Raw genomic sequence first — 26,148 nt, 5'->3', positions numbered from 1 at the left:
CCGATGGAATCATTGGAACAATATATGAAGCAAATGACGGACTCCGCAGTGCAGGACGCAGCCTTCCGTGAGGATATCCCTTACGGAGAGTGGCGGGCAAAGCTAACTGCAAGCTTTACCGGGCGGCTTGGCGGATTTCCGGAGGAACGGGCAGCGCTTGCACCTGTGCGGCTTGAACGGGTAGCCTGTAACGGATATATACGTGAGCGTGTAGAGATCACTACTTATGAAGGACTTAGAATGGCTATGTATCTTCTGATTCCCGGGCAGCCGTTATCCTCCCCCTGTCCGGCTGTTCTGGCTATTCATGGGCATGGCTACGGCAGCCGTGAGATTACCGGCCTCAATCCGGACGGCTCGCAGCGGCAGGGTGACCCGGGGCTGCATAAGGATTTTGCCGTCTCGCTGGTGAAGCAGGGCTTCGTGGTCGCTGCTCCCGAGGTGCTCGGATTCGGCGACCGACGGCTGGCAGAGGATCTGGAGAGCGGTGAGCCCGGGCGTAATTCCTGCTTCCGCCTATCCTCCGCGCTGCTGATGGCGGGGCAGACGATGGCAGGCTACCGGATCTATGAAAGCATGCGGGCGCTCGATTATTTGCAGACGCGGGAAGAGGTTAACGGTGAACGATTAGGCATTATGGGTATTTCCGGCGGCGGGCTGGTCGCCGGCTTCACGGCTGCACTGGATCAGCGGATCAGCTGTGCTGTCGTCAGCGGGTATGCCAATACGTTTGCGGACAGCATCCTTACCCGAAATCATTGTCTGGATAACTACATTCCGGGCATTCTGCTCGAAGCGGAAATGCCGGATCTGCTTGGGTTAATTGCCCCGCGCGGCCTGTTCCTGGAGTCGGGAGATGCCGATCCTTTGTTTGGTCCGGCTGGCGCGAAGCAAGCCTTGGCCCGGCTGGAGGCGATCTTTAACGCAGCGGGGCATGGCGGACAGGTAGAGGCGGATTTTTTTGCCGGAGGGCATGAAATACACGGGGAACCGGCGTACGCCTGGCTGCGGAAGCAGCTTGCCGGTGCCTGAGCTCAGACTTAGGCTTGGAACATAAGCGACAGGAGGAATAATGATGTCTATCACTGAATCAACAATGTCAGGTTTGTCCCGCAGAATCGCGGATACCTTCATCAGTCAATGCAATGAACACGGGGAACACGAGTATGTCCTGGAGCGCTGGGCCTATGTGCCCGGTATGCTGCTGATGGCAGTGGCCCGCGCCGGTGTGCAGCATGGGGAGTCCGAATATCTCTCCTTCATGCAGCGGCATATGAATAGCTTCATCGGGGAGGACGGCTCGATCCGCACCTATTCGCTGGAGGAATATAACCTGGATCAGATCAACCAGGGCAAGAATCTCTTCTACCTGTACACGCAGACCGGGGAAGCGCGTTACGCTGAAGCGGCTCATCTGCTGGCGGCGCAGCTCATTGGGCAACCCCGTACTTCAGAGGGGGGATTCTGGCATAAGAAGGTGTATCCTTTCCAAATGTGGCTGGACGGACTATATATGGCTTCGCCGTTTCTTGCCGAATACGGCGCCGTATTCCAGCGTCCCGAGCTAATAGATGAAGCTGCCCATCAGCTGCTATTGATCGAGCGCCGGACCCGTGATCCGCGGACCGGCCTGCTCTATCACGGCTGGGATGAATCCAAAGAGCAGGAATGGGCGGACTCGTCCACCGGACTCTCTTCCCACTTCTGGAGCCGGGCGATGGGCTGGTACGCCATGGCCGCCGTGGACTGCCTGGAGCATTTCCCGGTCACCCATCCGCAGCGGGGAACGATCATCGGGATTTTCCAGCGGATGTGCGGTGCACTACTTGAGGTTCAGGACCAGGAGACCGGCCTGTGGTATCAGGTGCTTGATCAGGCAGGGCGCAAAGGCAATTACCTCGAGGCTACCGGCTCCTGCATGTTCGTCTATGCAATGGCCAAAGCCCTGCGGCTGCGTTACCTGGAGCCTTCCTTCAAGGAAGCGATGCTGAAAGGCTACGAGGGCATCCTCGCGCATCTGGTTACCGAAGACGAACAAGGTGTTCATCTGCATCAAATTTGCCACGGGGCAGGCCTCAGCAAGGACCGGAACGGTTCCTATGATTACTACATTTCTGAGGCGGTAGTCTCTGATGCGCCGATGGGTGTTGCGCCATTATTGCTGGCTTCCCTTGAGGTGGAGAAGTACCTTGACGGGCAATAGGCTACTGCTGTCGGAGCAGACGAATACTTGAATACCGGTGAATTGAGCGTCAACATCGTTATAATCGCAGCCGATCCGGGTCCGCTTTTTGTGATAGTATAGGATATTGGATACTTCTAACAAGGATAGCGGAGGAAATTATGGATCAGGAATTACACAGAATAGCCAAGTGGATTGGCGCTCAGGCTGCGAGGGTCATCGTGGGGATTTCGGGTCATGGGGCATCGGGAAAGACGACGTTTGCTCATCATCTGATTAGTCTTTTGGGGCAAGAGAATGTGAATGTTCTGAATACTGACCCCTACATTATCGGATCTGATCTTAGGCGGTACGCAAGGATTGACTACGAATATAACAATGAACAATATCGTGACAAAATGACCGCCTGTCACCCTGCCGCCCATAACGTGGCTGCTTTGGAGCGAGACATCCGTATGCTGCGGGACGGCTTGGACCTGTATACCATCGGCACGCATTATAGCAAGAGGAAGCTGTTATCTTCTGACAACAAGATTAATATTGTAGAAGGCATGAGCGTGGCTTTTACAGACCCCAGTCTATATGATCTCAAAGTCTACTTATATACGGATGGGGAGACCGAGCTGAGGCGAAGGGGAATCCGTGATGTGGCTGAACGGGGGACGGATATTCAGTATTTAATGAAGTCCCATGAACAGCGCAGAATTCAGTATGATTTATTCATGCATCCGTATCATGAGAAGTTCGATATTGTAATCAGGAATCAAGATTAAGCTTAGTTTCGGCGAAAAGAAAGTCATACACAGCTACGGCCCCAGCCTTCCGGTGAAATGGAGAGTTGGGGCCATTTTTTGCTTCTTGGAATGGAAAAAATAAAATCCGAAAATATTACCAATCATTGACCGGAATCATGCTATAATTTTAACGGATTAATAGGTCTTAAGTAATAGACAGGTGAAGGTAACTTATAAATTGTGCGCTTTTATAACTACATAGTCGGGGGTATTAGCTTGTTCATTCAAAAAACTGTAAGGAACAAAGTAATCGCAGGAGTACTAGCTGTATGTCTATCCATACTGCCGGCTGGCGCAGCTTTTGCGGGTAATGTATCGGATCTCAGCGGAAATTGGGCGAAGGAGCACATCAGTAAGTGGATGGATCAAGGTCTGATCTCCGGCTACCCGGATGGTGAATTTAAGCCGGATCATCCGGTCACGCGGGCTGAATTAACGGTTTTGATTAATAGGGCTTTTGGATTCACTGAGACTAAGAAAGTTAATTTCAGCGATATCTCAAGCAGTAAGTGGTATTATTCAAGTATTTTGCAGGCCAATGCCGCGGGTTACGTTCAGGGCTATGCGGATGGGACCTTTAAGCCGGACCAGAAGATTAACCGTCAAGAAATGGCTGTTATCATCAGCAAGTTGCTCAAGCTGACAGCATCGGCTGCGGCTCCTGAGTTTAAGGATATTGCCGGAAGTCCGGGTTGGAGCAAAAGTGCTATCCGGGCTGTAAGCGAGCAGGGGATCATGACAGGCTCCGGCGATGGGAATTTTCGCCCGCTTGCTTATGCAACCCGTGCGGAAACGGTAGTCATCCTGGATAGAGCTTTATCCTTGCTCGATGCAGATTCCGGGGAATATGTAATCATCTATGAATCGCCGGGTACATACGGTCCGATGTCGGGAATGTCCGAAGTAGACAGTGATGTAGTAATTAATGTGCCAGGTATCACACTCCGTAATATGAACATTACTGGAGATCTGCTGCTGGGAGAAGGCATAGCTGAAGGCGATGTGCATCTCCTTAATGTAACGGTAGGAGGCAACACCGCGATTGAAGGCGGCGGGGCGAATAGTATTCATCTTGCCGATTCGACACTGGGTTCTGTGCGTATTGACAAGAAGGATGGCAGTGTAAGACTGGTTGCTGAAGGAAAGACGCAAATCAATGATCTTCAGATCAAGTCCGCTGCAGCCGTAGAAACACTCACCGGAGCTGAAATCAGCGCCCTCACGTTATCCCGTGAAATTCCAGCGGATGCCCGTATCCTTTTGACAGGTAACTTCAAGGCTGTGAATATTCTTGCATCACGTCTTAACATTGATATCAGCGGGGGCACTGTGGAGGCAGTCAATGTTGATAAAACAGCGGGCAGTAATAAATTGAGCAATAGCAGCATTATCAAGTCTATGATAATGAACGCCGGTATACAAATTTCAGGTAAAGGCAACATCGGGAATGCAGTCGTCAACGCTTCGGGCATTACAATAGAGAATGCGCCAGGGAAAATTACCGTGGGCAGCGACGTTCCGGCAGGTGTGAAAATCAATATAGCCGGTTCTGATAAAACGGCTGCTGCGTCTTCTGCAACTCCAACAGCGGCCGTATTAGTTGGCAGTGGAGGCGGAGGCGGAGGCAGTGCGGCAGAAACGCCGGCGCCAACAGCAGCACCAACGCCTGAACCAACAGCAAAGCCAACGCCGATAGCGACAGCGGCAGCAACGCCGGTAGCAACGGCGGTTTCATCAGCTACACCAACAGCGGTGACTTCGCCGTCACCATCACCATCGGCAATACCGACAGCGGTAACTACGCCGACGCCATCACCAACACCAACAGCGGTGACCTCACCGTCACCGTCGCCATTACCATCATTCCCGGGGCCGATACCTACACCTGGGTCAACGGTGGCACCCACACCGCCCATTGTAGATCATGGGGTTGTAAAAGGGTTCATTGAGCGTGCAGACGGGAAGGCTGCCGATTCCGGTACCTTGTATTTGGAACGGGACAGCGATCATATGATTTACAGCGCTGCACTGACGAACGGGGAATTCTCTATAGATTTGCCGGATGGGCCCTACAAGATTTACTCTATGCGTTCCACAACTACACAAGAGATTATTTCACTCTACTATATGTTTTACGTTATGAATGGCAAGGCAGATAGAGAGGTGCATATTCTCATTCCTGAGCAGCAGGCAGGCACGATGCAGTATTCGGACGAGACCGTGGTGGAGAATGGAGAAATTATTGTAAAGCGCTTAGACAGCGGACCGCTTGCCTGGTATAGTGCCGAAATCCATGACGGTAAGTTTAACTTATATTTGCCGGACGGTCATTATAATGTAGAAGTCTTAATCTATGGCGAAACTAACAAACAATTAACAATCAATCATTCATTTGAGGTCATTGACGGGAAAAGCAATTTGAATATAACATTGCCACCCAAAATTGAAGGAAGCATTAGCTTCGTGGATGGTTCCCCTATGTACGATGGCTGGCTGGAAATAAGTAATATGGGTGCAGTGAATACCGGGCTTTATAAGTTTGATGTGGTTGACGGTAAGTTTAATCTTTATTTGCCTGATGGCGACTATAGCATACAGACGCTGAACACTAAGGATTCAGAAAGTATACCCTTACGTACACAGATAAAGATTGTTAATGGTGAACCTGCCGCCGGACCGATTAATATCAAAGTACCTTTAGCAATATCAGGCAAGATTTATAATGAGGACGGAACTCCATATGCTAATGGTATATTAGTGATCACAGAGGTTGGCACTGCTTCTCCGCTTCTGTATGCAGCAACGATTAAGAATGGCTTGTATAATTTCTATCTGCCTGATGGCTCATACCGGGTACTTATTTTAGCGGAAAAAATGTACTCCATCTACGATGCCAAATTCCCGTATTATAGTTTCTCGGTGCTGGATGGGAAGTCTGATCCGCCTGAGCTTGTAATTCATTTACCCGCTAATAATGTTACCGGCACTCTGAAATATGATGATGGGACCCCGCTGCCGGACGGCTATATTGAATTAGGCAGTGGTCTTGGCGGTAAGGATTATCTCAAAACAGTTGAGCTGAAAAACGGGGCTTTCGGTGCTGATTTTCCGGATGGGGAATACGATGTATTCATCTATTGGGATGCCGAGCATCTTAATAGAATCGAAATAAATTGTAAATTTAAAGTTGAAGAGGGCCTGCTTGTTGATCCTCTGGACGTTACTTTGGCTAAGGAATAATAAACGAATACAGCAGTCCATGAAAAAAACAGAGCAGCGCTTCCCGTCACAGGAGATCCGCTGCTCTGTTGCGTGTAGCATTAATTCAGTATACAAACTTCCGCTGTGCCCAATAGCTGAATACGAAGATCGAGATTTCCGTCAGAATCTTGGCTGCAACCAGCGGGATAATCAGCTTCTCATTATAGAAGTAGAGCAGCCCGTAATTGAACATCAGCACAAGGACTACGAGTGAGAAATACTTCGGCAGCGACTGGAGCCGCGATTTTTTACCGCCGGCAAATACATACTTCCGGTTTACCGAGTAGTTGAAGATTGAACTGCATAATCTTGCGGCCGCGACTGCCAGGAACAGGTTGTGGGTCAGGCTCTGGAACAGGAACAGCAGTACGAAGTCCAGCAGGCCTGAGATCAGCGAGGAGGTGCTGAACATCAGAATCGGCAGATAGATCCTGAAGGAGTCGATCAATGGCCGGAAGTGGGAGGATTTATTATCCTCCAGATAGACGGTATCGATATACTCCTCAGTAATGGTATAGCCCTCTTTGTGGGCGGTCAGCAGCATGTTCATCTCATATTCGAACCGTTCGCCGGGAATCCGACACAGCCAGTCCAGCATCTGGAACGGGAAGCCGCGCAGGCCCGTCTGGGTATCATAGATTTTGGTGCCGGTCGTGAGTGCGAAGACTGACCGTGTCACCGAGTTCCCAAAGCGGCTGCGCAGCGGAATGGTTCCGCTGAACCGGCGGCTCCCGAGCACAATCCCCGGCTTGCTCTGAAGCAGCAGCGTCTCGGCAATCCGCTTGATGTCATGGGGCAGATGCTGTCCGTCACTATCAGCGCAGATCACATTACCGTGCAGGCCGGCTTCCTGAATATGACGGAAGCCTGTTTTGAGGGCGGCACCTTTGCCGAGATTGGTCTTATGGCTCAGGAGGGTGCAGCCGAATGCCGCAGCCCGCTCGAAGATTGCGCGGTAAGCCGGGCCGCTGCCATCATCGACCAGTACGATGGGACCCAGCGGGTATTCCTTAAGCTGTATAATTAAATCCAGCAGCCGTTCATCTGGCTCATAGGCGGGTATTAGTATAGTCATCCGGGTTCACTCCTTAATATAAAGTATGTCGCTGACGCCGCGTTCCTGGTTTTTGCCCAGCGGATTATTCACTACCCGGCCCATAAAGTACATGGTGGAGGAACCGCCGCCGTCCAGATTGTAGGCTTCTGCAGCTCCGAGGCCTTCCATCACATCAGCAAGCTCGGCAAGGGTCATTCCGCGGCTATAGCCTTCCTTGCGTCCGTCAACTACAACGAACACGTAGTGGTTCGGGGCGATCATGCCAATGGCGGTCCGGGGATTCGCATCCTGAATCGAACGGTTGCCGAAATTGTTATCGATTTTGACACTGCTGAAATCACTGACGATCTTGCCGTCCTGAATCAGAATCGGTCCGAAGGACAAGGTGTTCGTAACCCCTTCAGCCAGCAGCTCAGACGAAGAGATTTCCTCCTCGTCATAGGTCTGCATCGTTCCGTCTCCGAACAGAGCCATCGCATCCCGCACCGGATCATCCCGGTACACGGTTCCATTGCGGATAATCACGCCGTCTTCACGGAAGCCGTAGTAATCGCCGTTAATGGCGAAGATTGCATTATTGGCTGAGGCAATCACCGAGGTGTCCTCCGTAATATTCGTACCGAAGCTGTTATCGGCAAAAGCGGACCGCAGGCTGGCTGCATCCTTCAGGACCACATCTGCGACAAAATAGGTGATCTGGTCTGACCCGCTTCCCGTCTGGACCTGATCAATCTTTACCTGGATATCGTCACTGCTGTAGCTCCAGTCATCCGATGTTGCATTCACGTCAGCTGTTGTTGCTGCTGCTGTTGTTGTGCCTGTGCTGCCGGTACCAGCGGTTCCGGCGGTATCGTCTGCGACGACGACCTCAACATGCTCAATCAGATAACGGTCTGCCAGACGATATACCACTGCGCCAATGCCCAGGAGGATTACGAGGATAATAATCAATAATTTTCGTTTGCCGGAACGGGTTGCAGTGTTGCCTGTATTGCTTGTGTTGCGTGACTTCATATCGAAGCACCACCTCTTCAATTAAGTTCTTAAGGCTCATGATAAGTGCCATTCCTTAAATGAATCTTAACTGGCTGTATCCGCGGGGAATGTGCAAGTAACCAAGGGTTAATTTGTTGATGATGTGTTGATCTGTTGAGCTGTATTTGGATAAATGTTGTACGTAGTGCAACCTTGATTCATGAAATCCCGGGGGTTCGCGAGGATTGTTGTACGAAATGCAAGAATTTTTCCGTTAACCCGTCCGGCTGATGGGAAATGCTGCATTTCATACAACAAATCCGGATTACGGCTGCTTTTATGAGCAAAATGTTGCATTATGGGCATGATTTTTATAAAAAAGTAATGTAGTAGAATCGCGTCCGCAGCATTGGTATACTTTAACAAAAGCTCCATCCGATCATGATTTCAGGGAGGTCACTAACCGTGAAATTAACATCCGTCTCAAAATCACTGTGCAAGCTGAGAATACCGGCTGTACTGTTCAGAAGGCTGGCCGTGGCGGCACTTCCGCTTCTGCTTCTGCTGGCCCTCGCTACAGGATGCTCGTTATTTAAGCGGGGCGGCTCATCCGCCATCAGTCACAAGATTGACCAGGAGGAGGATGTCATATCCTCTAACGGCGGCGTAATCAGCAATTTGGACAAGCTGGACAGTTTCATGGAACGGGGAAGCGGCAGCCAGCGGATAGTGCAGTATACGATTGAAGGCGATCCGATCTTTATTGAAACGCGGTATAAAGGCGGACGGCTGGAGCTGAGTTATGATACCACTGAGGATGCCTTCGGACCCCGTGAAGTGAAGACTTACAGCTGTGATGAGCTTGTACGGACGGAGGAGAAGCATCAGTTGAAGTACTCCCTGAAGGGCTGCGAGGGAGAGGCCGTGAATCAGGATTTACTCACTGTTGACTTCGATCTGGGCCGGCAGGATAAGTTTGAATTTATCCTCAAATACGGGTTTAATCACAGGAATGAGATCAATACGGTGAAGCAGTCCCTGGTAAAAGATATGCTGAACGGTACTGCCATCGAAATCAGCGATTTCTCCCTGCCGCAGGCAGACCGGCAGAGCATCTACCGGAAGCTGGTGCTGGCCAATTATCTTGGGGAGAAGGAGCTTAGTACAAGCTGCAACCTCAAGCCGTATGAGAGCTATGATCTGACGGTGCTGATCAATAGTGCCGAGCGGCATTATGCCTGGAGCGAATGTGATACCGGCAGGGATGGCAAGACCATGACGGAGGCCGCAGATTACATTATCGGGCTTGTAGAAGCCGGGGATAGTTACTTACAGCTGCCTGCTGCTACAGGCGGCGTCAAATAGGATTACAGGAGGTTCAATATGCTGCAGCGGGTGCTGCTGATTGAGGACGATGAGGCAATCAGCGAAATGGTAGGTTCATATTTGACTAAAGAGGGCTATGAGGTGGAGACAGCATTTGACGGGGAGGCGGCGGTGAAGAAGTTTGTGGGCGGTCCGTCATATGATCTGGTACTGCTGGATCTGATGCTGCCGAAGCGCAGCGGTACGGATGTGCTGCAGATGATCCGCAGCGGGAGCCTTGTGCCGGTGCTGATTATGTCAGCGAAGGACAGTGATGTAGATAAGGCGCTGGGGCTTGGCTTCGGCGCTGATGATTATATCACCAAGCCGTTCTCGATGATTGAGCTGGCAGCGCGGGTGAAGGCGGCGATCCGCCGGGCCGGGTACGCAGCGCAAGGGAGCCAGGCTGCCGCCGGCAGTCAGGCGTCTGCCGGGGAGGAGCCGCAGCCGGCATCGAAGGTGGTTACACTGCGCGGGCTAACGGTCGATCTGGATAACTTCTCGGCGCAGAAAAACGGGGAAGAAGTGAAGCTGACCGCCAAGGAATTCCATATCCTGAAGCTGTTTGTCAGCAGCCCCGGGCGGGTATTCACCAAGGCGCAGATTTACAGTCTGGTCTGGGAGGATGACTACTTCGGGGATGAGAATGTAATTAATGTACATATGCGCAGACTGCGCGAGAAGATTGAGGACGATCCTTCCCATCCGGAATATATCAAAACGCTGTGGGGCATCGGCTATAAGCTCGGAGATATGCAGCAATGACAGCCTTGTTCATTATCATCATTGCGCTGCTTCTGCTGGTCCTTGTCCTGCAAGTAATGCATTCGCGGCAGCACGCACGCCAGCTGAAATATATTCATACCAAGCTGGAGAGTATTGTGGAGCGCGGCTCGCATGAACGGCTGCTTCTGATGAGCAGCAGTCCGGAGCTGCAAATCCTGCTGACCGATCTGAACCGGCTGCTGGATGTCAATCATAAGGGAGCTGTAGAACGGGCCAGGCTGGAGAAGTCTATGCGCAGTATGCTGGCTAACATCTCCCATGACCTGAAGACCCCGCTGACGGTGGTGCTGGGGTATATTGAGACCCTGCTGCATGATAAAGACATGCCTGTGGAAGAGCAGGAACGTATTCTGCGCACCATTCATGCCAAAGCGGGGGAAGTCATTACGCTGATGAACCGTTTCTTTGATCTGGCCAAGCTGGAGTCGGGGGACCGGGATATCCCGCTGTCACGTGTGGAGCTGGGTGAGGTCTGCCGCAGGAATATTCTTGCTTTCTACGATATTCTCAGTGCCAAAGGTGCTGATGTGCAGATCGAGATACCGGATGAGCCGCTCTATATGATGGGCAACGATGATGCGCTGGACCGGGTGTTGTCCAATCTGTTGTCGAATGCTATTGCCTACGGTGATGCCGGAGGGGCGCTGGGGCTGAAGCTGTACAGCGATGCCGGTCAGGTATGTATAGAAGTGTGGGACCGGGGTAAAGGCATTGCCGAAGGCCATGAGGACAAGGTGTTCGAGCGGCTCTATACCCTGGAGGATTCGCGCAACCGCGACTACCAGGGCAGCGGCCTGGGGCTGACCATCACCAAACGGCTCACCGAGCAGATGAACGGCCGTATTTCCTTAAGCAGCAAGCCGTACGTCCGGACGGCATTTACGCTTTCTTTTCAGCGGCTGACCTTCTGAAATAATCCCGGTTCTGGCGGGGCGGTCCGCGTATCCTTACGCAGCTTAAGAATTTCGTAAGATTCAAGTAATAAAAAAGCAAACTCCGCCCTGTAGAATAAATACCAGGAAGACAAAGAAGAAGTCAAAGGGGATAACGGACATGACAACGATACTCCGGACATGGGATTTAACCAAGGTCTATGAGGAGAAGGAAATCGTACGCAGCGTGAATATGGAGATTAAGCAGGGTGAAATTTACGGGTTCCTGGGACCCAACGGCGCCGGCAAAACGACGGTGATGAAAATGATTACGAATCTGGTGAAGCCGACGGCGGGCGAGATTGAATTTTTCGGCGACAAAATGACCCACCGCTCTTATGAAATGCTGAAGCGCATGGGCAGCATCATTGAATATCCGGTCTTCTACGACAAGCTGAGTGCCCGCGAGAACCTGGCGCTTCATGGTGAATACATGGGATACTATGATGTCAAAGCGATGGAGGAAGCGCTGGAGCTGGTGAAGCTGAGTGCAGTGGACAAGAAACCGGTGAAGCAATTCTCCCTGGGGATGAAGCAGAGGCTGGGCATTGCCAGAGCGGTGATGACCAAGCCGGAGCTGCTCATTCTGGATGAACCGATCAACGGGCTGGACCCGCTCGGCATCAAGGAGCTGCGCGAGGTGTTCCGCATGCTGAGCCGGGAATACGGCATGACCCTGCTGATCTCCAGTCATATTCTGGGCGAGATCGAACAGATTGCCGACACGATCGGCGTGATTCGCGAAGGCGTGCTGGTGGAGCAATTGGCGATGGATACGATCCGTAACCAGAATACGCAGTACATTGAGCTGATTACAGGCGAGTGCACCAAGGCCGTCTATATCCTGGAGCATAAGCTGGGCTTAACCAATTACAAGGTGCTCGACCCGCGCACCATCCGGATCTATGATGACATTCCGCAGCTGGAGCTGAGCAAAGCCCTGGCAGAAGCAGAGGTGGAGCTCGAAAGTATGAGCAAGAAGCATCATTCGCTGGAAGATCATTTTGTAGAACTGATGGGAGGTGCCCGCAATGCTTAAGCTGATTCGTTTGGAGCTGCGCAAGAACAAATTCAATTTTCTCAAAAGTGTGCTGATAGCAGATTTGGCTATTCTGGGTTTCATGGTTCTTATCGCCTTTACGGAGATGGACGAGGGGGAGTTCAGCTCGTATAGCGATTTGTTTGAAGGGGTGTTCGTTTTTGTAAAAGCAACCTATATCATCTTCTCCTCTGTATTGCTCAGCAAGCTGGTAATCGACGAATATAAGAATAATACGATCACTGTGCTGTTCATGTACCCGGTTCCCCGCAAAATGCTGCTGACTGCGAAGCTGATTATCGTCTTTCTGTTCACCTTCCTCAGTATTTTCCTGTCTGATATTGTAATCAGCAGTATTCTTACAGGCGTTGATTATTTCGTGCCTGAGGCCATTCAGGGAATGCTGACACAGGATCAGATCCTTACCTACTTGACGAAGGCCGGAACGGATGCGCTCTACGCGGCAGGCATCGGGCTGATTCCGTTATACTTCGGGATGCGCCGCAAATCGGTACCGGCGACAATTGTCACCGCCGTGTTCATTGTTATGCTGATCTCGTCGGGCTTCGGGAGCTTCCGCGTGGGCAATCTGATCTGGGTTTCACTTTCTCTGGCGCTGGTCGGTGCGGGAATCGCGTATCTGTCGATCCGGAATATCGAGCATCAGGATGTTGCCTGACGGGCAAGGCTGAGCCGCTGTGATTGTATGAGATGAATGCCGTCCCTTCAGGGGCGGCATTGTTTCTGTTTAGTTGAACAAGCGCTCTAATCCGGCGTTTTTGTGGCGACCAATAGCGGTTTTTTTGTTATAATAGTAAATAATTCAGAGATTTCTACATAATCAGAGTTTCTCCGCAATCTATGGTCCTATAATATAGCAGGATTGAAGCAGCAGAGGAGGTGGGCCATGCATAAAGATTGGGCTTCTATCCTGGGCCGGGCACTTTCTGAAGAAAGTGCTTATAGAGCGTTGTTCGATCATCATCCGGATCTCATTATCGTGCTGGACAGACAGGGGCGTTATGCCGACAGCAACCGGACCTTAAGTGCAGAGGACGCAGCCAGGCTGATCGAATGCCGGATGCATCCTCCCGGCGAGGGCTATTTCGCATCTGCTCTGGCCGGTATTACATCCAGCTTCGGGTTAATGGTGGAAGCGGAAGAAGAAAGCGGAGCAAAAGCAGGGAATTCCGGTGACAATGCTGTTTCTGTAAGGTATGTACCGCTTCATACAGATGAAGGCATTGCCGGTGTATTTGCCATCGTTCATGATACCGGGAACCGGCCGCTCTCTCTGCTGCTGCAAAGCTGGGAAAGCATGAGCAGACAGGAATCTGCCAGTGCTGAACGCATTGGACTTGAGGGCGCGGACTTCCCTCCCCTGACGGACGAGGAATTGCTGACAGAGGAGGAACTGCCGGTTTCAGAGTTTATTTTTGAGATGGCGGAGGATAGACGGCTTAGTCTGATTCTCAATTCCGTCTCGGCGGGAATCTTCGGACTGGACACGCTGGGCCGGACGATCTTCATCAACCGTGAAGGGGCCGAAATGCTGGGCTATGAGCCATCAGAGCTGGCCGGACTGCCGATGATGGAAATGATTCACTATATCCGCGGGAGTGCAGCCCGGCATTCACCGCTGGAATGTCCCATCCGGCTCACCATTCAAGATGGCGTTACCCGCAGCAAGGCGGATGAAATCTTCTGGCGCAAGGACGGGACAAGCTTCTTCGTGAACTACCGGATTGCCCCGCTGCTGGATAAAGGCATGATCTGCGGTGTGGTCGTCTCCTTCAGTGATATTACGAACGAACGGGAGATTCTCCGGGCCAAGGAATCGGCTGAGCAGGCTGCACAGGCCAAGTCTGATTTCCTGGCGATGATGAGCCATGAGATCCGCACCCCGATGAACGGCATGATCGGGATGGCTGATCTGCTGCTGGAAACCAACCTGGAGGAAGAGCAGCGCAGCTATGCCGAGATTCTGCGCAGCAGCAGCTACAGTCTGCTGCAGATCCTCAATGATATTCTCGATTTCAGCAAGATGGAAGCCGGCAAAATGCCGCTGCAATCGGAGAGATTTGATCTGCGTGAGATGCTGGAGGGCATCATTGATCTGTTCACTCCCAAGGCGGAGGAGAAGAAGCTCGCCCTGCGCTGGTGGGCGGATACCAGCGTGCCGGATATTGTCACGACCGATCCCAGCCGCTTGCGGCAGATTATCGTCAATCTGGTCGGCAACGCGCTGAAATTCACCGATCAGGGCAGCGTGACTCTGTCGGTGAAGAATATTCCGCTGCCGGCCTCGCCGGAATACCTGCTGGAGTTCTCTGTCCGTGATACCGGTGTAGGTATTGCTGACAGCAAGCTGAACCTGCTGTTCCAGTCCTTCTCCCAGCTTCATCCGTTCATTAACCGTAAATATGGCGGCACCGGACTAGGCCTGGCGATCTGCAAGCAGCTGGTAGAGCTGATGGGCGGAACGATCTTCGTGGAAAGCGAAGAGAACCGGGGGTCGATCTTCCGGTTCATGCTTCCTTTTGTGAAGGAAGAGGTTGAAGCGGAAGCGGGAGTTGAACAGGTTTAACCTAACAAACAGCAAGCCTCCGGGAGGAGACTTGCTGTTTCTGTTTGCGGCCGGCTTGCTAGCCTGATGTTCCAGGATACAGCGGGTTCAGCTGGCCCTCAATATGATCCGCAATCAGCGTGTAGAATTCAGGGAATCTCGGGTCCCCTGGACTCCTGATTTCTTCAAAGGTACGGATATATAGCCCCTGAGAGGCTACTGAAGTGATAATATCGCCCACAGTCCAGCCCCGCGTCACCACTTGTGCTAATCCGGACCGTTCCTCTTCGGGAAGCAGCTTGGCAAAGGCAACCTCACCTTCCTTGAGTGTATCGTCAAAATAATTACCCGTAGGATGCTGAAGATTCCGGGTTGTCATCCATGCCCTGGCGAACGGGTGGAAATCCGTCAGCATGAGCCGGCCGTTTGCCGTTAACCGTCTGCTGACCACAGAAAAAATAGCATTTAAATCCGTAAAGTAATGCAAAATCCCAAACTCCATCAGGACAATATCGAAGGTTCCCAGAGCGTCCTCACCGGGGATCTTTAAGACGTCTGCACAGATGTAGTTCAGCTCAACACCCGCCGCTGCTGCTACTTCACTGGCATACCGCCGGTTCTCTTCGGATATATCCACGACAGTAACCTCAGCACCCAGCAAAGCCAGACAAGTCGCCTTCATCCCGTGAGAGCCGAGCAGGTTCAGCACCTTCAATCCTGCCGGGTTGCCTATGTACTTCAGCCAATGCCGCAACGGGTGCATTGGATCCTGCTTCAACCGCCCGGCAAGCTCCTCAGGTGATCCATGGTGCTGTATCCAGGCCTGATATGCTTTCGTTTCCCAAGCCGTCTTATTCGTACGTGCCATCTGCTCCTGCATGTTACGCCCCCTTGATTTAGATAAAATTGGAAATTACCGCTTTCTGATTTTACTATACTTTGTTTACTATGCAAAAAACGAATCTTTATCTACATAAGCTGCAGATAAAGATTCGTCTAAGGTAGAGCTTAATTATTCTAGTGCATATACATGAGACCCACTGTAGCAGGCCCGCAGTGGCTGCCGATCACGCAGCCGGCATGGATTACGGCAATTTCATCCACACCTGTCTGCTCGCGCAGTGCCTTCTCCAGATACCGGGCATCCTCTTCAGCAAGGGTATGGGCAACAATGAGCAGCTCCTTGTCCATGCCGGCTGCATTCGCAAGTGCGTGCTGAAGCATCTGTTCTACAGCCTTTTCCTTCTTGCCGCGGATTCTGGCAACGGGTACAATCGCCCCGTCCACCAGCCGCAGCACAGGCCGGATCTTCAGCAGGCTGCCGATAAAGTTCTGCATGCCTGAGCAGCGTCCGCCCATATATAAGTAATCCAGCGTATCGACGACAAACTCGGATTCCACCCGCTCACGGGAGGCTTCGATCATAGCTGCGATGTCGGCCGCACTGTGGCCTTTGGCTGCGGCGCGGGCGGCCTTCATGACCAGCAAGGCGATCCCGCCGCATAACGTCCGGGAATCCACAACATGTACCCGTCCTTCCGGGAACTCGCCTGCGGCCAGCAGGGCATTCTGATATGTAGAGGATAAAGAAGAAGAAAGACTGATATAGACGATATCTCCGCCAGCGCTCACGACTGGCTGAAAAGCGGCAATGAAATCAGCCGGGGAAGGGGCTGCCGTCTTGGGCAATGCACCATTTGCGGCGACACGGCGGTACACTTCTTCGGGTGTAATCTCTACACCATCCTTGAAGGTGCCGTCTTCAAAAACTACATATAACGGGACAATGCCGATATCATACGTTTCCTTCCAGCCTTGCGGCAAATCGGAAGTGCTGTCTGAAAAGATTTTTACGATAGACATGAATATCTCCTTCACCAATCTTGGATGACAGTACACTATACTAAGACCCTATAATCTGTTTATTATACCAAGCCTGCCTGGAATCTCAAAATAAAAAATGCTAGCTTGTGAGGTTGGCAGGTATGCCGCTTCTTTAGTTGCCTTCAGCCTGAGTCCCTGTATATGCAAAAAAGGCCTCACCATCCTTGCGGACAGTGAAGCCGTTTCCGGTACAGCCTGAACAATTATTTCTTCATTACAGGAATCCATATTTCGCAGACATAATCCCCGGCCGTAGTATCGCCTGGCGGATACAGCTCGAATTCGGGTCCGCCTGTATGCTCGTAGCCCGTTCCCGGGAACCATTCCTGGAAAATGCGCTGCCAGACCCCTTGAATCGCATCAGGCATAGCTCCTACAGATTTAAATACCGCCCAGGTCGCAGCCGGAACCACTGCAGTCTCATACGCCTGCGGGTCAGTGGACGCGTCTGCTTCAACACCGATCCAGTAGGACAGCATTTCCGTCTCCATATTCATATTCATACAGATGCCGAGCCATTCTTCACGTAAGCCGAACTCAACCAGCTTATCTGATGTGCCGTCTTCATTGCATTCATTCCAGAACTGCGGAATTCTGCGGAAATTCTCCCCGTCCTTGCAGGTAACCTCCATTGATTTGCCGATAACGGTAAAAGCTTCTTTATTCACGATTTTGTAATCCATTTCCTGATCTCCCTTCAATGACAGATGGAAAGAGAGGCGCGGGAAGGCTTTGAGCTGTACCCCAGGCTCGCGCGCGGCGGAGGGGGTAAGCCCATGCGCTTTGCGGAACGCTTTGGCGAATGACTCCGGGGAGTCATATCCGTATTTCAGTGCGACATCCAGCACCCGGATGTTTGAAATGGCCAGCTCTTGAGCGGCCAGAGTCAGTCTGCGTTTGCGGATATAGTCTGCTACGGTGACGCCGGTCAGCATGCTGAACATGCGCTGGAAGTGGAAAGGGGAGACATACGCCACTGCGGCAATCTCTTCGATCCGCAGCGGTCCGGTCATTCTGCTCTCCATATAATCCAGCGCATTCTTCATTCGGATCAGCCATTCCAAGTTTGCCATCTCCCTTTAAGTTCATATTATCACGAGGCCTACGGGCTGGTCCTGTTATTCTCTGCTCATCTGAGACAGGTACAGTCAACGGCCTACAGTCTATGATCCTATGATGTCATATTTCAAGGGGTTTGTCAGCTTCCGGCAAAACTAGCCTAACCGGCAGACTCTCGCTTCATACGGACGCAGCGTACTGCGGTCCATGGGCGCCGGCTCCTCCGGATAGTTCCCGATAATCGTTTCGGTTACGGCGTTCAACTCGTCAGGCAGCTCTACAGTCTGCGGTGTGTCACAGAAGTTCAGCAGCACCAGCCATTTCTCACCGTCCAGTGTCCGGGTGTACGCGTAGATATATTCATGCTCCGGCAAAAGCAGCTCATATTCACCATACACCATGATCAGATGCTGCTTGCGCAGGCTAATCAGCTGCTGATAATAGTAAAATACCGAGTCAGGATCGGCCAGCGCCTGTTCCACATTGATCTCTGTGTAGCGCGGATTGAGCTTGAGCCAAGGTGTGCCAGCGGTGAAACCGGCATTCGTTGAGGCGTCCCACTGCATTGGGGTCCGGGCGTTATCGCGGCCTTTCGTGTGAATCGCCTGGAGAACCGTCTCATGATCTCCGCCGCCTTCCGTAACCTTTTCCCGGTACATATTGAGAATCTCTATATCCTTGTAGTCCTCCAGCACAGGGAATTTCACGTTGGTCATGCCGATTTCCTCACCCTGATAGATATACGGCGTGCCTTTGAGCGTGTGCAGCAGGGTGGCCAGCATTTTGGCTGAGATCACACGGTATTTACCGTCATCCCCGAACCGGGAGACCATCCGCGGCTGATCGTGGTTGTTGAGATAGAGGCTGTTCCAGCCTTTTTCCGACAAGCCTACCTGCCATTTGTGCAAAATATCGCGCAGACCCTTCAGCGTCCACGGAATCACATTCCACTTGCCGCCCGGGCCGGAATCGACATCCATATGCTCGAACTGGAACACCATCTGCAGCTCATGCCGGTCTTCGTCAGTATAGAGAATGGCGTCTTCTACAGTTGCTCCCGGCGTCTCGCCGACGGTCATTACATTGTATTTGGAGAGAACTTCACGATTCATTTCCTGGAGATACTCATGAACCCGCGGTCCATTCATATAATACTCTCCGCCACCGGCCAGCTCACCGGGAGCCAGGCCCTCATGGTGTGCGGAAGGGAGCCCTTCTACTTTGGAGATCATGTTGATGACATCCATCCGCAGCCCGTCTACACCTTTGTCCAGCCAAAAAGCGATCATTTTATAGAGCTCTTCCCGCAGCTCCGGGTTCTCCCAGTTGAGATCCGGCTGTTTGCGTGAGAACAGATGCAGGTAGTATTCGCCCGTCGCTTCATCCTTCTCCCAGGCCGGGCCGCTGAAGATGGAGCTCCAGTTGTTCGGCAGCGCGCCATCCGGTCCGGCGGGACGCCAGATATAATAATCACGGTAGGGGTTATCCTTGGAGGCGCGGGATTCCGCGAACCAGGCATGCTCGTCCGAGGAGTGGTTAATCACGAGATCCATCATCAGCTTGATGCCGCGGGCATGCAGGCCGGCCAGCAGCTCCTCCCAGTCCCGCAGCGTACCGAATTCATCCATAATATCCTCGTAGTTGCTGATATCATAACCATTGTCATCGTTCGGTGATTTGTAGACCGGCGACAGCCAGACGACATCGACGCCCAGCTTCTGGAGATAATCCAGCCGGGAGATGATCCCCTGCAGGTCCCCGATTCCGTCTCCATTGCTGTCCTGGAAGCTGCGGGGATAGATCTGATAGACTACGGCTTCTTTCCAAAAGGCTCTATTCATTTGGGTGGGCTCCTTTGAGTGGTTTTGAAATATTTGAGCTATTCAAAAATTAAATCTGCAATTGTCTCAGCTACGGGAAGATTTGGAGTTCCGGCCGCTGTTGTCCCCAGATTTCCTGATTAAACCGCTGATCGCGGTAGAAATCCGGTGACAAAGGCGGACGCTGCCGCTCCTACACTTCCAAACTTCCTCTCCGCCTTTCTTGCTGATTCAATTTTCAAGTTCAAGATATTTAAAAAAGCCCCGAAGAAGCTTAATGCCTCCGGGGCTGCAGGAAGTTATACAGTTACCGAAGAGCCGTCAGCAGTCACACTGCTCAGTCCGTTCACCGTATACTCCTTGCCATGAATCGTGAGGGATGCCGGAACATCGGTTTCATTACTAACCGTAACCTGTACATCGGTAACTGTGACCTTCAGACGGGAGCCGCGGAACATGATTTTGAACGAATAAGAGGTCCAGTGTCCCGGGTTGGAAGGGTTCAGGGTCAGCCGGTCGCCCAGCACCCGGAGTCCTCCGAAGCCGTGTACGATTGACATCCATGTACCCGCCATGCTGGTCGTATGGCAGCCGTCTTCCGTATCATTATTGTAATTATCGAGATCCAGCCGCGAAGTGCGCAGATACATCTCATAAGCCTTCTCTTTGTAGCCCAGCTCGCAGGCCAGAATGGCATGGATACAAGGGGAGAGGGAGGACTCGTGCACGGTGATCGGCTCATAGAAGTCGAAGTTGCGCTTTTTGGTATCCAGATCATAGCGGTCTCCCAGGAAGTAGAGCCCTTGCAGCACATCCGCCTGTTTAATGAAGCAGGAGCGCAGGATGCGGTCCCAGGACCATTTCTGGTTCAGCGGCAGGTTTTCCGGCAGCACATCCTTCACCTGGATAATCTCCTTGTCGAGGAAGCCATCCTGTTGCAGGAAGATGCCGCGTTCTTCATCAGCCGGGTAGTACATTTTGGCGATAATCTCGTTCCACTGCGCCGTTTCGCTCTCCAGCAGCTCCAGCTTGTCGGCCAGCTCTGCATAACGTGTGCCTTCATTCTCTTGCAGGTACGCCAACGCTTCCAGGGTATATTCCATGGTCCAGGCGGCAATCCGGTTCGTATACCAGTTATTGTTGACATTGTTCTCGTATTCATTCGGGCCGGTTACACCGAGCATTACATATTTGTCCTTATGCGGCACATAGTGCACGCGTTCTTCCCAGAAGCGGGAGATCTCTACCAGCACCTCAAGCCCGTATTGGCCGAGATAAGCCTTGTCGCTGGTATAGTTCACATAGTTGTAAATTGCGTAAGCAATCGCGCCGTTGCGGTGAATTTCTTCAAACGTAATCTCCCACTCGTTATGGCACTCCTCACCATTCATCGTCACCATCGGGTAGAGTGCGCCTTTTTTGTAACCGAGCTTTAGGGCATTCTCTTTGGCTTTCTCCAGATGCTTGTAACGGTAGATCAGCAGATTGCGGGCAATCGAGGAGTCGGCGGTACTGAGATAGAAAGGCACACAATAAGCTTCCGTATCCCAGTAAGTGCTGCCGCCGTATTTTTCCCCGGTGAAGCCCTTCGGTCCGATATTGAGACGGTCATCTTCGCCCGTATAGGTCTGATTCAGCTGGAAAATATTAAACCGGATTGCCTGCTGCGCCGACACGTCACCCTCAATAATAATGTCGCTTTCCTTCCACTTATCGCCCCAAGCCGCAGCCTGTTCGGTCAAAAGCGCTACAAATCCGGCTTCACGCGCACTCTGCAAGGCGGTCCGTGCGGCGTCTACCAGCTGGCCCAGCCCGTAATTGCGGGAGGTGACATTGGCGGCATACTTATAAATAACCACCTGATCGCCGGACTGTACCGGAATCGTTACTTTGCTGCCTACATATTTCTCCTGCTCGATAGATTCTGCTTCTGCGGCTGTTGGTTCGCCGTTGACCAGAATGTCATAGACATAGGCTGAGGTTACGTGAAAATCAAGCTTTTTGGTCTTCAGCGTGAGATGTCCGCCCGCCAGTTCTGCTTTCTTCTCGACCTCGTTCCAGAACTTCTCGTCGTAGTTGGAATCCTTGTTCTTGATATCGCCATCCAGATAAGGAGTCACGGTAATCTCACCGGAGAAATTGAGCGGCTGGATGGAGTAGCGGATCGCGCCAATCTCATGGCGGACCATGCTGACGATGCGGATGCTCTCCACTTTCACTTCTTTGCCGTCTGCGGTCGTGGCTGTGAAGCTGCGGGAGAGTGTGCCTTCCTTCATATTAAGGACACGGCGGAATTCGCTGACTGTGCAGGCTGCCAAATCGAGCGGAGTGCCGTCAATTTCAACGTTGATGCCGATCCAGTTGGTGCTGTTGAGGACTTTGGCAAAATACTCCGGATAGCCGTTTTTCCACCAGCCGACCCGTGTCTTGTCAGGGTAGTATACACCAGCCATGTAGCTGCCTTGCAGGCTGTGCCCGCTGTATTGCTCTTCGAAGTTGGCTCTGCCGCCCATGTACCCGTTCCCGATGCTAAATACGCTTTCGGAAATTTCCTGGGTCTGCGGATCAAAGGATTCTTCGATGATGGACCATTCATCAATTTTGAGGTATTGTTTCATTGTTATTGGCTCCTTTTAGATGGGGGAATGAGGTATATAAAATGAACTATCAGTTCGATGATACAATTGCGTGCCGGCCGCTCCGCAGACAAAAGGTTGTTACGATCGCTGTTGTCCCCGGATGCTCAGATTGAAGCTTATTCGGTAAGCATCCGGGGACAAAGGCGAACGCTGACGCTTCTCCACAATCCTTTTGCCCGCTCCGCTATCACGTAACTTTAGATCTCACATATAGTTCTTTTATAAAGAGTAGGGCAGAAGACAAGGAATCATATTACGCAGCAGCTGTTAATATTCGTCAAACAGAGGCAAAAGATTCCCTTAGTGCAGCAACGCTGATCTGCTGCAACGAAGGGACCACCAGATTCGCTGCGCCCAGCGTCTCGGGCGAACCGATGCCGACGCTGCGCATGCCGGCACGGGTGGCGGCCAGGATGCCGGCTTCAGCATCCTCGAAGACTACACAGTGTTCAGGAGCGATGTTGACTGCTTCTGCTCCCAGCAGGAAGACCTCCGGATCAGGTTTGGCTGCGCTGGTGTGCGTGCCGTCAATGATCGCATCGAAGTAGGGGGTAAGGCCGGTATTGTCTAGGATGGTCATCGCATTCTTGCTGGCGGAGCCCAGGGCTACCTTGATGCCATGTTCCCGGCATTCCTTCAGGAAGTCCAGCGCGCCGGGCAGAATCTCTGAGCTGTCCATCTTGGCGATGTATTCGACATAGCGGTTGTTCTTCTGTTCGGCCAGCCGGGCCTTCTCCTCTTCTCCAAGCGTGATACCGCCGATCTCCAGCAGGATATTCAGGGAAGCGGCCCGGCTGACGCCTTTGAGCCGCTCATTATCGTGTTCGGTGAAGACGAATCCGAGCTCCTCCGCCAGCTCTCTCCAGGCAATATAGTGGTATCTGGCGGTGTCGACGAGTACACCGTCCAGATCGAACAGGCAAGCTTTGATTTCTGACATAATGAACCTCCTAAAATGTAAGTGGATATAATCTATTTTGAGAATCGCACCATATGGCGCGTCACAATAAATGGCGGAAATGCTGCATTGCTACAACATTCTCGGCGGAGCGCCTACGGCTGGCAGAATTGTTGTACTACGTACAACAATCCAAAAGAAAAGTTGGTTAAATTGCGGAAATGCTGCACCAGATACAACAATTCGTCAGCGAAACGCTCCAGTTGGGCGGTAGTGTTGCATAAAGTACAACAATTCGTCTGCAAAACGCCCTTGGTGGGAGGGAATATTGCACTACGTACAACAATCCTCGGCCGAGCTCATCCGTCTGGCAGAATTGTTGTACTATGTACAACAATTCAAAAGAAAAGTTGGTTAAATTGCGGGAATGCTGCACCAGATACAACAATTCGTCTGCAAAACGTCATTGGTGGGCGGAAATGTTGCACTGTGTACAACAATCCTCGGCCGAGCGCATCCGTCTGGCAGAATTGTTGTACTATGTACAACAATCCAAAAGAAAAGTTGGTTAAATTGCGGAAATGCTGCACCAGATACAACAATTCGTCAGCGAAACGCTTCAGTTGGGCGGAAATGTTGCACTACATACAACAATCCTCCGGCTGGCAAAATTGTTGTACTACGTACAACAATCCAAAAGAAAAGTTGGTTAAATAGCGGAAATGTTGCATAAAGTACAACAATCCGTCTGCGAAACGCTCCAGTTGGACGGAAATGTTGCACTAAGTACAACAATCCGTCTGCAAAACGCTCCAGTTGGGCGGAAATGTTGCATAAAGTACAACAATTTGTCTGCAAAACGCCCTCGGAAGGTGGAAATGTTGCACTACGTACAACAATCCATTTGCGAAACGCCCTCAGCGCTCCCTGCGTTGGCTAAAGCCTGGCCAGGGCGGAAAATCCTATCCAGATGTGGTGCTATTCTATTTAGCGCAAACGTTTGTACAAAGCTCCAAAAAATAAATGAAGCGTAATTAGCTTCATTTATCTGCTTGTGAAATCATTGCTGCTTGTGCATCACTGTTGCGTGTGAAATCACTGCTGCGTGTGAAATCATTGCTTACCCGGAGTATACATCGATGACTCCCGTACGATTAAACGGTGGGGAATGACAAAACGGTTAGTATATCCGTCATGATTATCCGGCTTCTGAATACTCTGAATCAGCACCTGTGAGGCCGTATAGCCCAGATGATAGATTCCGATATCAATGCTGCTGATTGGCGGGCTGGACAATTCCGAGAGCGGAATATTGTTAAAGCTGACAATCGCCAGATCCTCAGGGACCTTGTATTTCAGCTCATTCAGTCCGCGCAATACCCCGAAAGAGACCATATCATCCACCGCAACAAGTGCCGTCGGACGGTTCGGGAGATTCATGAAGAAGGACATCGCCCGGTATCCGCTGTCCTGCAGAAACTCGCCTTCCACAATCCATTCCGCCTTCATTTCAAGGCCTTTATTCTGCATTGCCTTACGGTAGCCTTCCAGACGGTCGCGCGAAACGATAAGATTCGGCGGGCCGCTGACGAAGCCAATGCGTTCATGACCCATGGAAATAAGGTGGTTCGTTGCATCATAAGCAGCCATGATATTATCATTGTCGACTGACAATATATCCTCATAGCGGTCGCTTCGTCCAACCAGCACGAAGGGATAGCCGCCTGATTCCAGAAAATCGATCACCGCATCATCTTTACGGGAATACAGCAGAATAACGCCGTCCACGCGGCGTCCTTTGAGCAAGCGTGAGACGGCTTCAAGCTCTTCCTTCTCATTTGCCCCGGAGCTGATCAGCACATCATAGCCGGAACGGCTGGACTGGGTGACGATCCCGCGGATTAATTCCATAAAAAACAAATTGGAGAACAGCTCTTCAGCCGGTTTCGGAAGAATGATGCAAATACTGTTGGTTGTCTTGGAAACGAGACTTTTGGCCATCATGTTCGGGGTGTAGCCCATTTCCTCCATAATCACTTTAACCTTACGGGAAGTTTCTAGGCTGATTCTGGGATGGCCTGACAACACCCGGGAGACCGTGGAGGGAGAAACTCCCGCTTTCTTGGCCACGTCCTTAATGGTAACTGTCATAGAAACCTCCTTATGGAACCGTTTGCTTTACACAGTAATATTAATCGAAGTGCTGATGATTGTAAATAGATAAACCCGGTGTGTTGCACAATACTGGCATAGAAAGTGATGAAATGAACATTTTTTCTGCGCAGGCCACAAGCTTTCCACAGGGATTCACTGGATGTTTATGAATGGAGTGGTTTCCGTGGGGGGAGGCAGTTTGGAGGCATCCCGGACATTGCACCAAAACTGTGCAAACGTTGTTAGATTGATGCAGATGATGATATATCTAATTTATTTTCAATATTCCTTTATAAAATAAGGATTTATTTAGACTTTCTCAGCTTTTTTGTTATTAACAAAAGCATGTGGATGAATATGAAGTGTGCAAATTAATGCAATTAATGACTTAATTATTGTGCAACTATAAGCAAATATTTGAGAATATTCTGGAAAATTACTAGTTGACAATAACTTTACCGGCGGATTAGTATGAAATCGAAATGAAGCAAACGTTTACAAAGTCCGGTTTTATGCAGAATATTTATGTCGCTGCCCTGAGTCAATGGATAAAGGTTTGTGCACAAATGATTGCAAACGTTTGCACAATGGGAAGGGCTAATTGAGGGCGTGATGGCGTGATGGCGTGATGGCGTGATGGCGTGATTTTGGAATTTGACAAGGAGGATCGGGGTCGGTTGGGCCTGACAAGCCATCTTTACAGCAGACATCCTGCAACCGGAGAGTGGGATTCTGCC

General features: G+C 51.3%; 19 protein-coding genes. 10 read left to right on the top strand and 9 right to left on the bottom strand.

Translation table 11 applies throughout. The features are described from left to right. Window positions 1-3: 3 nt before the first annotated feature. The 4 genes from NSQ73_RS22395 (at window position 4) to NSQ73_RS22380 (ending at window position 6,216) form a co-directional block, all read left to right on the top strand. Window positions 4-1,032, top strand: coding sequence for a dienelactone hydrolase family protein (locus NSQ73_RS22395; protein WP_340988237.1), 1,029 nt, complete (start codon window positions 4-6; stop codon window positions 1,030-1,032). A gap of 40 nt (window positions 1,033-1,072) precedes the next feature. Continuing rightward, the gene (locus tag NSQ73_RS22390) at window positions 1,073-2,203 is read left to right on the top strand and encodes a glycoside hydrolase family 88/105 protein (protein ID WP_445669583.1); all 1,131 of its coding nucleotides are present in this window, start codon (window positions 1,073-1,075) and stop codon (window positions 2,201-2,203) included. A gap of 140 nt (window positions 2,204-2,343) precedes the next feature. Next, on the top strand, window positions 2,344-2,955 hold the full coding sequence (locus NSQ73_RS22385; RefSeq protein ID WP_340988235.1) for a uridine kinase family protein: 612 nt from the start codon (window positions 2,344-2,346) through the stop codon (window positions 2,953-2,955). Window positions 2,956-3,192: 237 nt separating this feature from the next. Then, on the top strand, window positions 3,193-6,216 hold the full coding sequence (locus tag NSQ73_RS22380; protein WP_340988234.1) for an S-layer homology domain-containing protein: 3,024 nt from the start codon (window positions 3,193-3,195) through the stop codon (window positions 6,214-6,216). A gap of 85 nt (window positions 6,217-6,301) precedes the next feature. On the opposite strand, the gene NSQ73_RS22375 is transcribed toward NSQ73_RS22380, so the two are convergent. Further along, window positions 6,302-7,312 (bottom strand): bifunctional glycosyltransferase family 2/GtrA family protein, encoded by a 1,011-nt coding sequence (locus tag NSQ73_RS22375; protein WP_340988232.1) that lies wholly within the window; start codon window positions 7,310-7,312, stop codon window positions 6,302-6,304. Between the two features lie 6 nt (window positions 7,313-7,318). Continuing rightward, window positions 7,319-8,308, bottom strand: coding sequence for a phosphodiester glycosidase family protein (locus NSQ73_RS22370; protein ID WP_340988231.1), 990 nt, complete (start codon window positions 8,306-8,308; stop codon window positions 7,319-7,321). A 426-nt stretch (window positions 8,309-8,734) separates the two neighbouring features. Between NSQ73_RS22370 and NSQ73_RS22365 the strand changes: the two genes are divergently transcribed. The 6 genes from NSQ73_RS22365 (at window position 8,735) to NSQ73_RS22340 (ending at window position 14,978) form a co-directional block, all read left to right on the top strand. Continuing rightward, window positions 8,735-9,634: a DUF4362 domain-containing protein gene (locus tag NSQ73_RS22365; RefSeq protein WP_340988230.1), complete on the top strand. Its 900-nt coding sequence runs from the start codon at window positions 8,735-8,737 to the stop codon at window positions 9,632-9,634. A 21-nt stretch (window positions 9,635-9,655) separates the two neighbouring features. Next, window positions 9,656-10,399, top strand: a complete 744-nt coding sequence (locus NSQ73_RS22360; RefSeq protein WP_340989361.1) for a response regulator transcription factor — start codon at window positions 9,656-9,658, stop codon at window positions 10,397-10,399. Next, the gene (locus NSQ73_RS22355) at window positions 10,396-11,331 is read left to right on the top strand and encodes a sensor histidine kinase (protein ID WP_340988229.1); all 936 of its coding nucleotides are present in this window, start codon (window positions 10,396-10,398) and stop codon (window positions 11,329-11,331) included. Before NSQ73_RS22360 ends, NSQ73_RS22355 begins: the two co-directional genes overlap by 4 nt. 142 nt (window positions 11,332-11,473) lie before the next feature. Further along, window positions 11,474-12,391, top strand: a complete 918-nt coding sequence (locus NSQ73_RS22350; protein WP_340988228.1) for an ABC transporter ATP-binding protein — start codon at window positions 11,474-11,476, stop codon at window positions 12,389-12,391. After that, a complete protein-coding gene (locus NSQ73_RS22345) occupies window positions 12,384-13,070 on the top strand; it encodes an ABC transporter permease (RefSeq protein ID WP_340988227.1) in 687 nt (228 codons plus the stop codon). The genes NSQ73_RS22350 and NSQ73_RS22345 overlap by 8 nt, the downstream gene beginning before the upstream one ends. Before the next feature lie 228 nt (window positions 13,071-13,298). Next, window positions 13,299-14,978 (top strand): ATP-binding protein, encoded by a 1,680-nt coding sequence (locus NSQ73_RS22340; RefSeq protein WP_340988226.1) that lies wholly within the window; start codon window positions 13,299-13,301, stop codon window positions 14,976-14,978. Window positions 14,979-15,036: 58 nt separating this feature from the next. On the opposite strand, the gene NSQ73_RS22335 is transcribed toward NSQ73_RS22340, so the two are convergent. From NSQ73_RS22335 to NSQ73_RS22305, 7 genes are all read right to left on the bottom strand, one after another. After that, the gene (locus NSQ73_RS22335; protein WP_340988225.1) at window positions 15,037-15,837 is read right to left on the bottom strand and encodes a class I SAM-dependent methyltransferase; all 801 of its coding nucleotides are present in this window, start codon (window positions 15,835-15,837) and stop codon (window positions 15,037-15,039) included. A 137-nt stretch (window positions 15,838-15,974) separates the two neighbouring features. Beyond that, a complete protein-coding gene (locus NSQ73_RS22330) occupies window positions 15,975-16,820 on the bottom strand; it encodes a DegV family protein (protein WP_042135233.1) in 846 nt (281 codons plus the stop codon). A 224-nt stretch (window positions 16,821-17,044) separates the two neighbouring features. Then, complete coding sequence (locus tag NSQ73_RS22325; protein ID WP_340988223.1) at window positions 17,045-17,905, bottom strand: AraC family transcriptional regulator; 861 nt, start codon at window positions 17,903-17,905, stop codon at window positions 17,045-17,047. A 150-nt stretch (window positions 17,906-18,055) separates the two neighbouring features. Then, on the bottom strand, window positions 18,056-19,741 hold the full coding sequence (locus NSQ73_RS22320) for a glycoside hydrolase family 13 protein (RefSeq protein ID WP_340988222.1): 1,686 nt from the start codon (window positions 19,739-19,741) through the stop codon (window positions 18,056-18,058). Window positions 19,742-20,019: 278 nt separating this feature from the next. Beyond that, window positions 20,020-22,338: a glycoside hydrolase family 65 protein gene (locus tag NSQ73_RS22315; protein ID WP_340988221.1), complete on the bottom strand. Its 2,319-nt coding sequence runs from the start codon at window positions 22,336-22,338 to the stop codon at window positions 20,020-20,022. Window positions 22,339-22,636: 298 nt separating this feature from the next. After that, a complete protein-coding gene (pgmB, locus tag NSQ73_RS22310) occupies window positions 22,637-23,299 on the bottom strand; it encodes a beta-phosphoglucomutase (RefSeq protein ID WP_340988220.1) in 663 nt (220 codons plus the stop codon). Window positions 23,300-24,370: 1,071 nt separating this feature from the next. Further along, window positions 24,371-25,408 carry a LacI family DNA-binding transcriptional regulator gene (locus tag NSQ73_RS22305; protein WP_039307469.1) on the bottom strand — a complete coding sequence of 346 codons (1,038 nt, stop codon included), beginning with the start codon at window positions 25,406-25,408 and terminating at the stop codon, window positions 24,371-24,373. Between the last annotated feature and the right edge of the window lie 740 nt (window positions 25,409-26,148).

The sequence above is a fragment of the Paenibacillus sp. FSL R10-2736 genome (assembly GCF_038000245.1).
GTDB classification, from domain to species: Bacteria; Bacillota; Bacilli; order Paenibacillales; family Paenibacillaceae; genus Paenibacillus_AQ; species Paenibacillus_AQ phytohabitans.
Note: the sequence above shows the minus strand (reverse complement) of the source record. Positions and strands in the feature narration are given on the sequence as shown.

Bases quoted from the DNA above. Each gene is read 5' to 3' on its own strand.
- NSQ73_RS22395 (WP_340988237.1), top strand. From the start codon at position 4: ATGGAATCATTGGAACAATATATGAAGCAAATGACGGACTCCGCAGTG.
- NSQ73_RS22390 (WP_445669583.1), top strand. From the start codon at position 1,073: ATGATGTCTATCACTGAATCAACAATGTCAGGTTTGTCCCGCAGAATC.
- NSQ73_RS22385 (WP_340988235.1), top strand. From the start codon at position 2,344: ATGGATCAGGAATTACACAGAATAGCCAAGTGGATTGGCGCTCAGGCT.
- NSQ73_RS22375 (WP_340988232.1), bottom strand. From the start codon at position 7,312: ATGACTATACTAATACCCGCCTATGAGCCAGATGAACGGCTGCTGGAT.
- NSQ73_RS22370 (WP_340988231.1), bottom strand. From the start codon at position 8,308: ATGAAGTCACGCAACACAAGCAATACAGGCAACACTGCAACCCGTTCC.
- NSQ73_RS22355 (WP_340988229.1), top strand. From the start codon at position 10,396: ATGACAGCCTTGTTCATTATCATCATTGCGCTGCTTCTGCTGGTCCTT.
- NSQ73_RS22350 (WP_340988228.1), top strand. From the start codon at position 11,474: ATGACAACGATACTCCGGACATGGGATTTAACCAAGGTCTATGAGGAG.
- NSQ73_RS22345 (WP_340988227.1), top strand. From the start codon at position 12,384: ATGCTTAAGCTGATTCGTTTGGAGCTGCGCAAGAACAAATTCAATTTT.
- NSQ73_RS22340 (WP_340988226.1), top strand. From the start codon at position 13,299: ATGCATAAAGATTGGGCTTCTATCCTGGGCCGGGCACTTTCTGAAGAA.
- NSQ73_RS22335 (WP_340988225.1), bottom strand. From the start codon at position 15,837: ATGCAGGAGCAGATGGCACGTACGAATAAGACGGCTTGGGAAACGAAA.
- NSQ73_RS22330 (WP_042135233.1), bottom strand. From the start codon at position 16,820: ATGTCTATCGTAAAAATCTTTTCAGACAGCACTTCCGATTTGCCGCAA.
- NSQ73_RS22320 (WP_340988222.1), bottom strand. From the start codon at position 19,741: ATGAATAGAGCCTTTTGGAAAGAAGCCGTAGTCTATCAGATCTATCCC.
- NSQ73_RS22315 (WP_340988221.1), bottom strand. From the start codon at position 22,338: ATGAAACAATACCTCAAAATTGATGAATGGTCCATCATCGAAGAATCC.
- pgmB (WP_340988220.1), bottom strand. From the start codon at position 23,299: ATGTCAGAAATCAAAGCTTGCCTGTTCGATCTGGACGGTGTACTCGTC.
- NSQ73_RS22305 (WP_039307469.1), bottom strand. From the start codon at position 25,408: ATGACAGTTACCATTAAGGACGTGGCCAAGAAAGCGGGAGTTTCTCCC.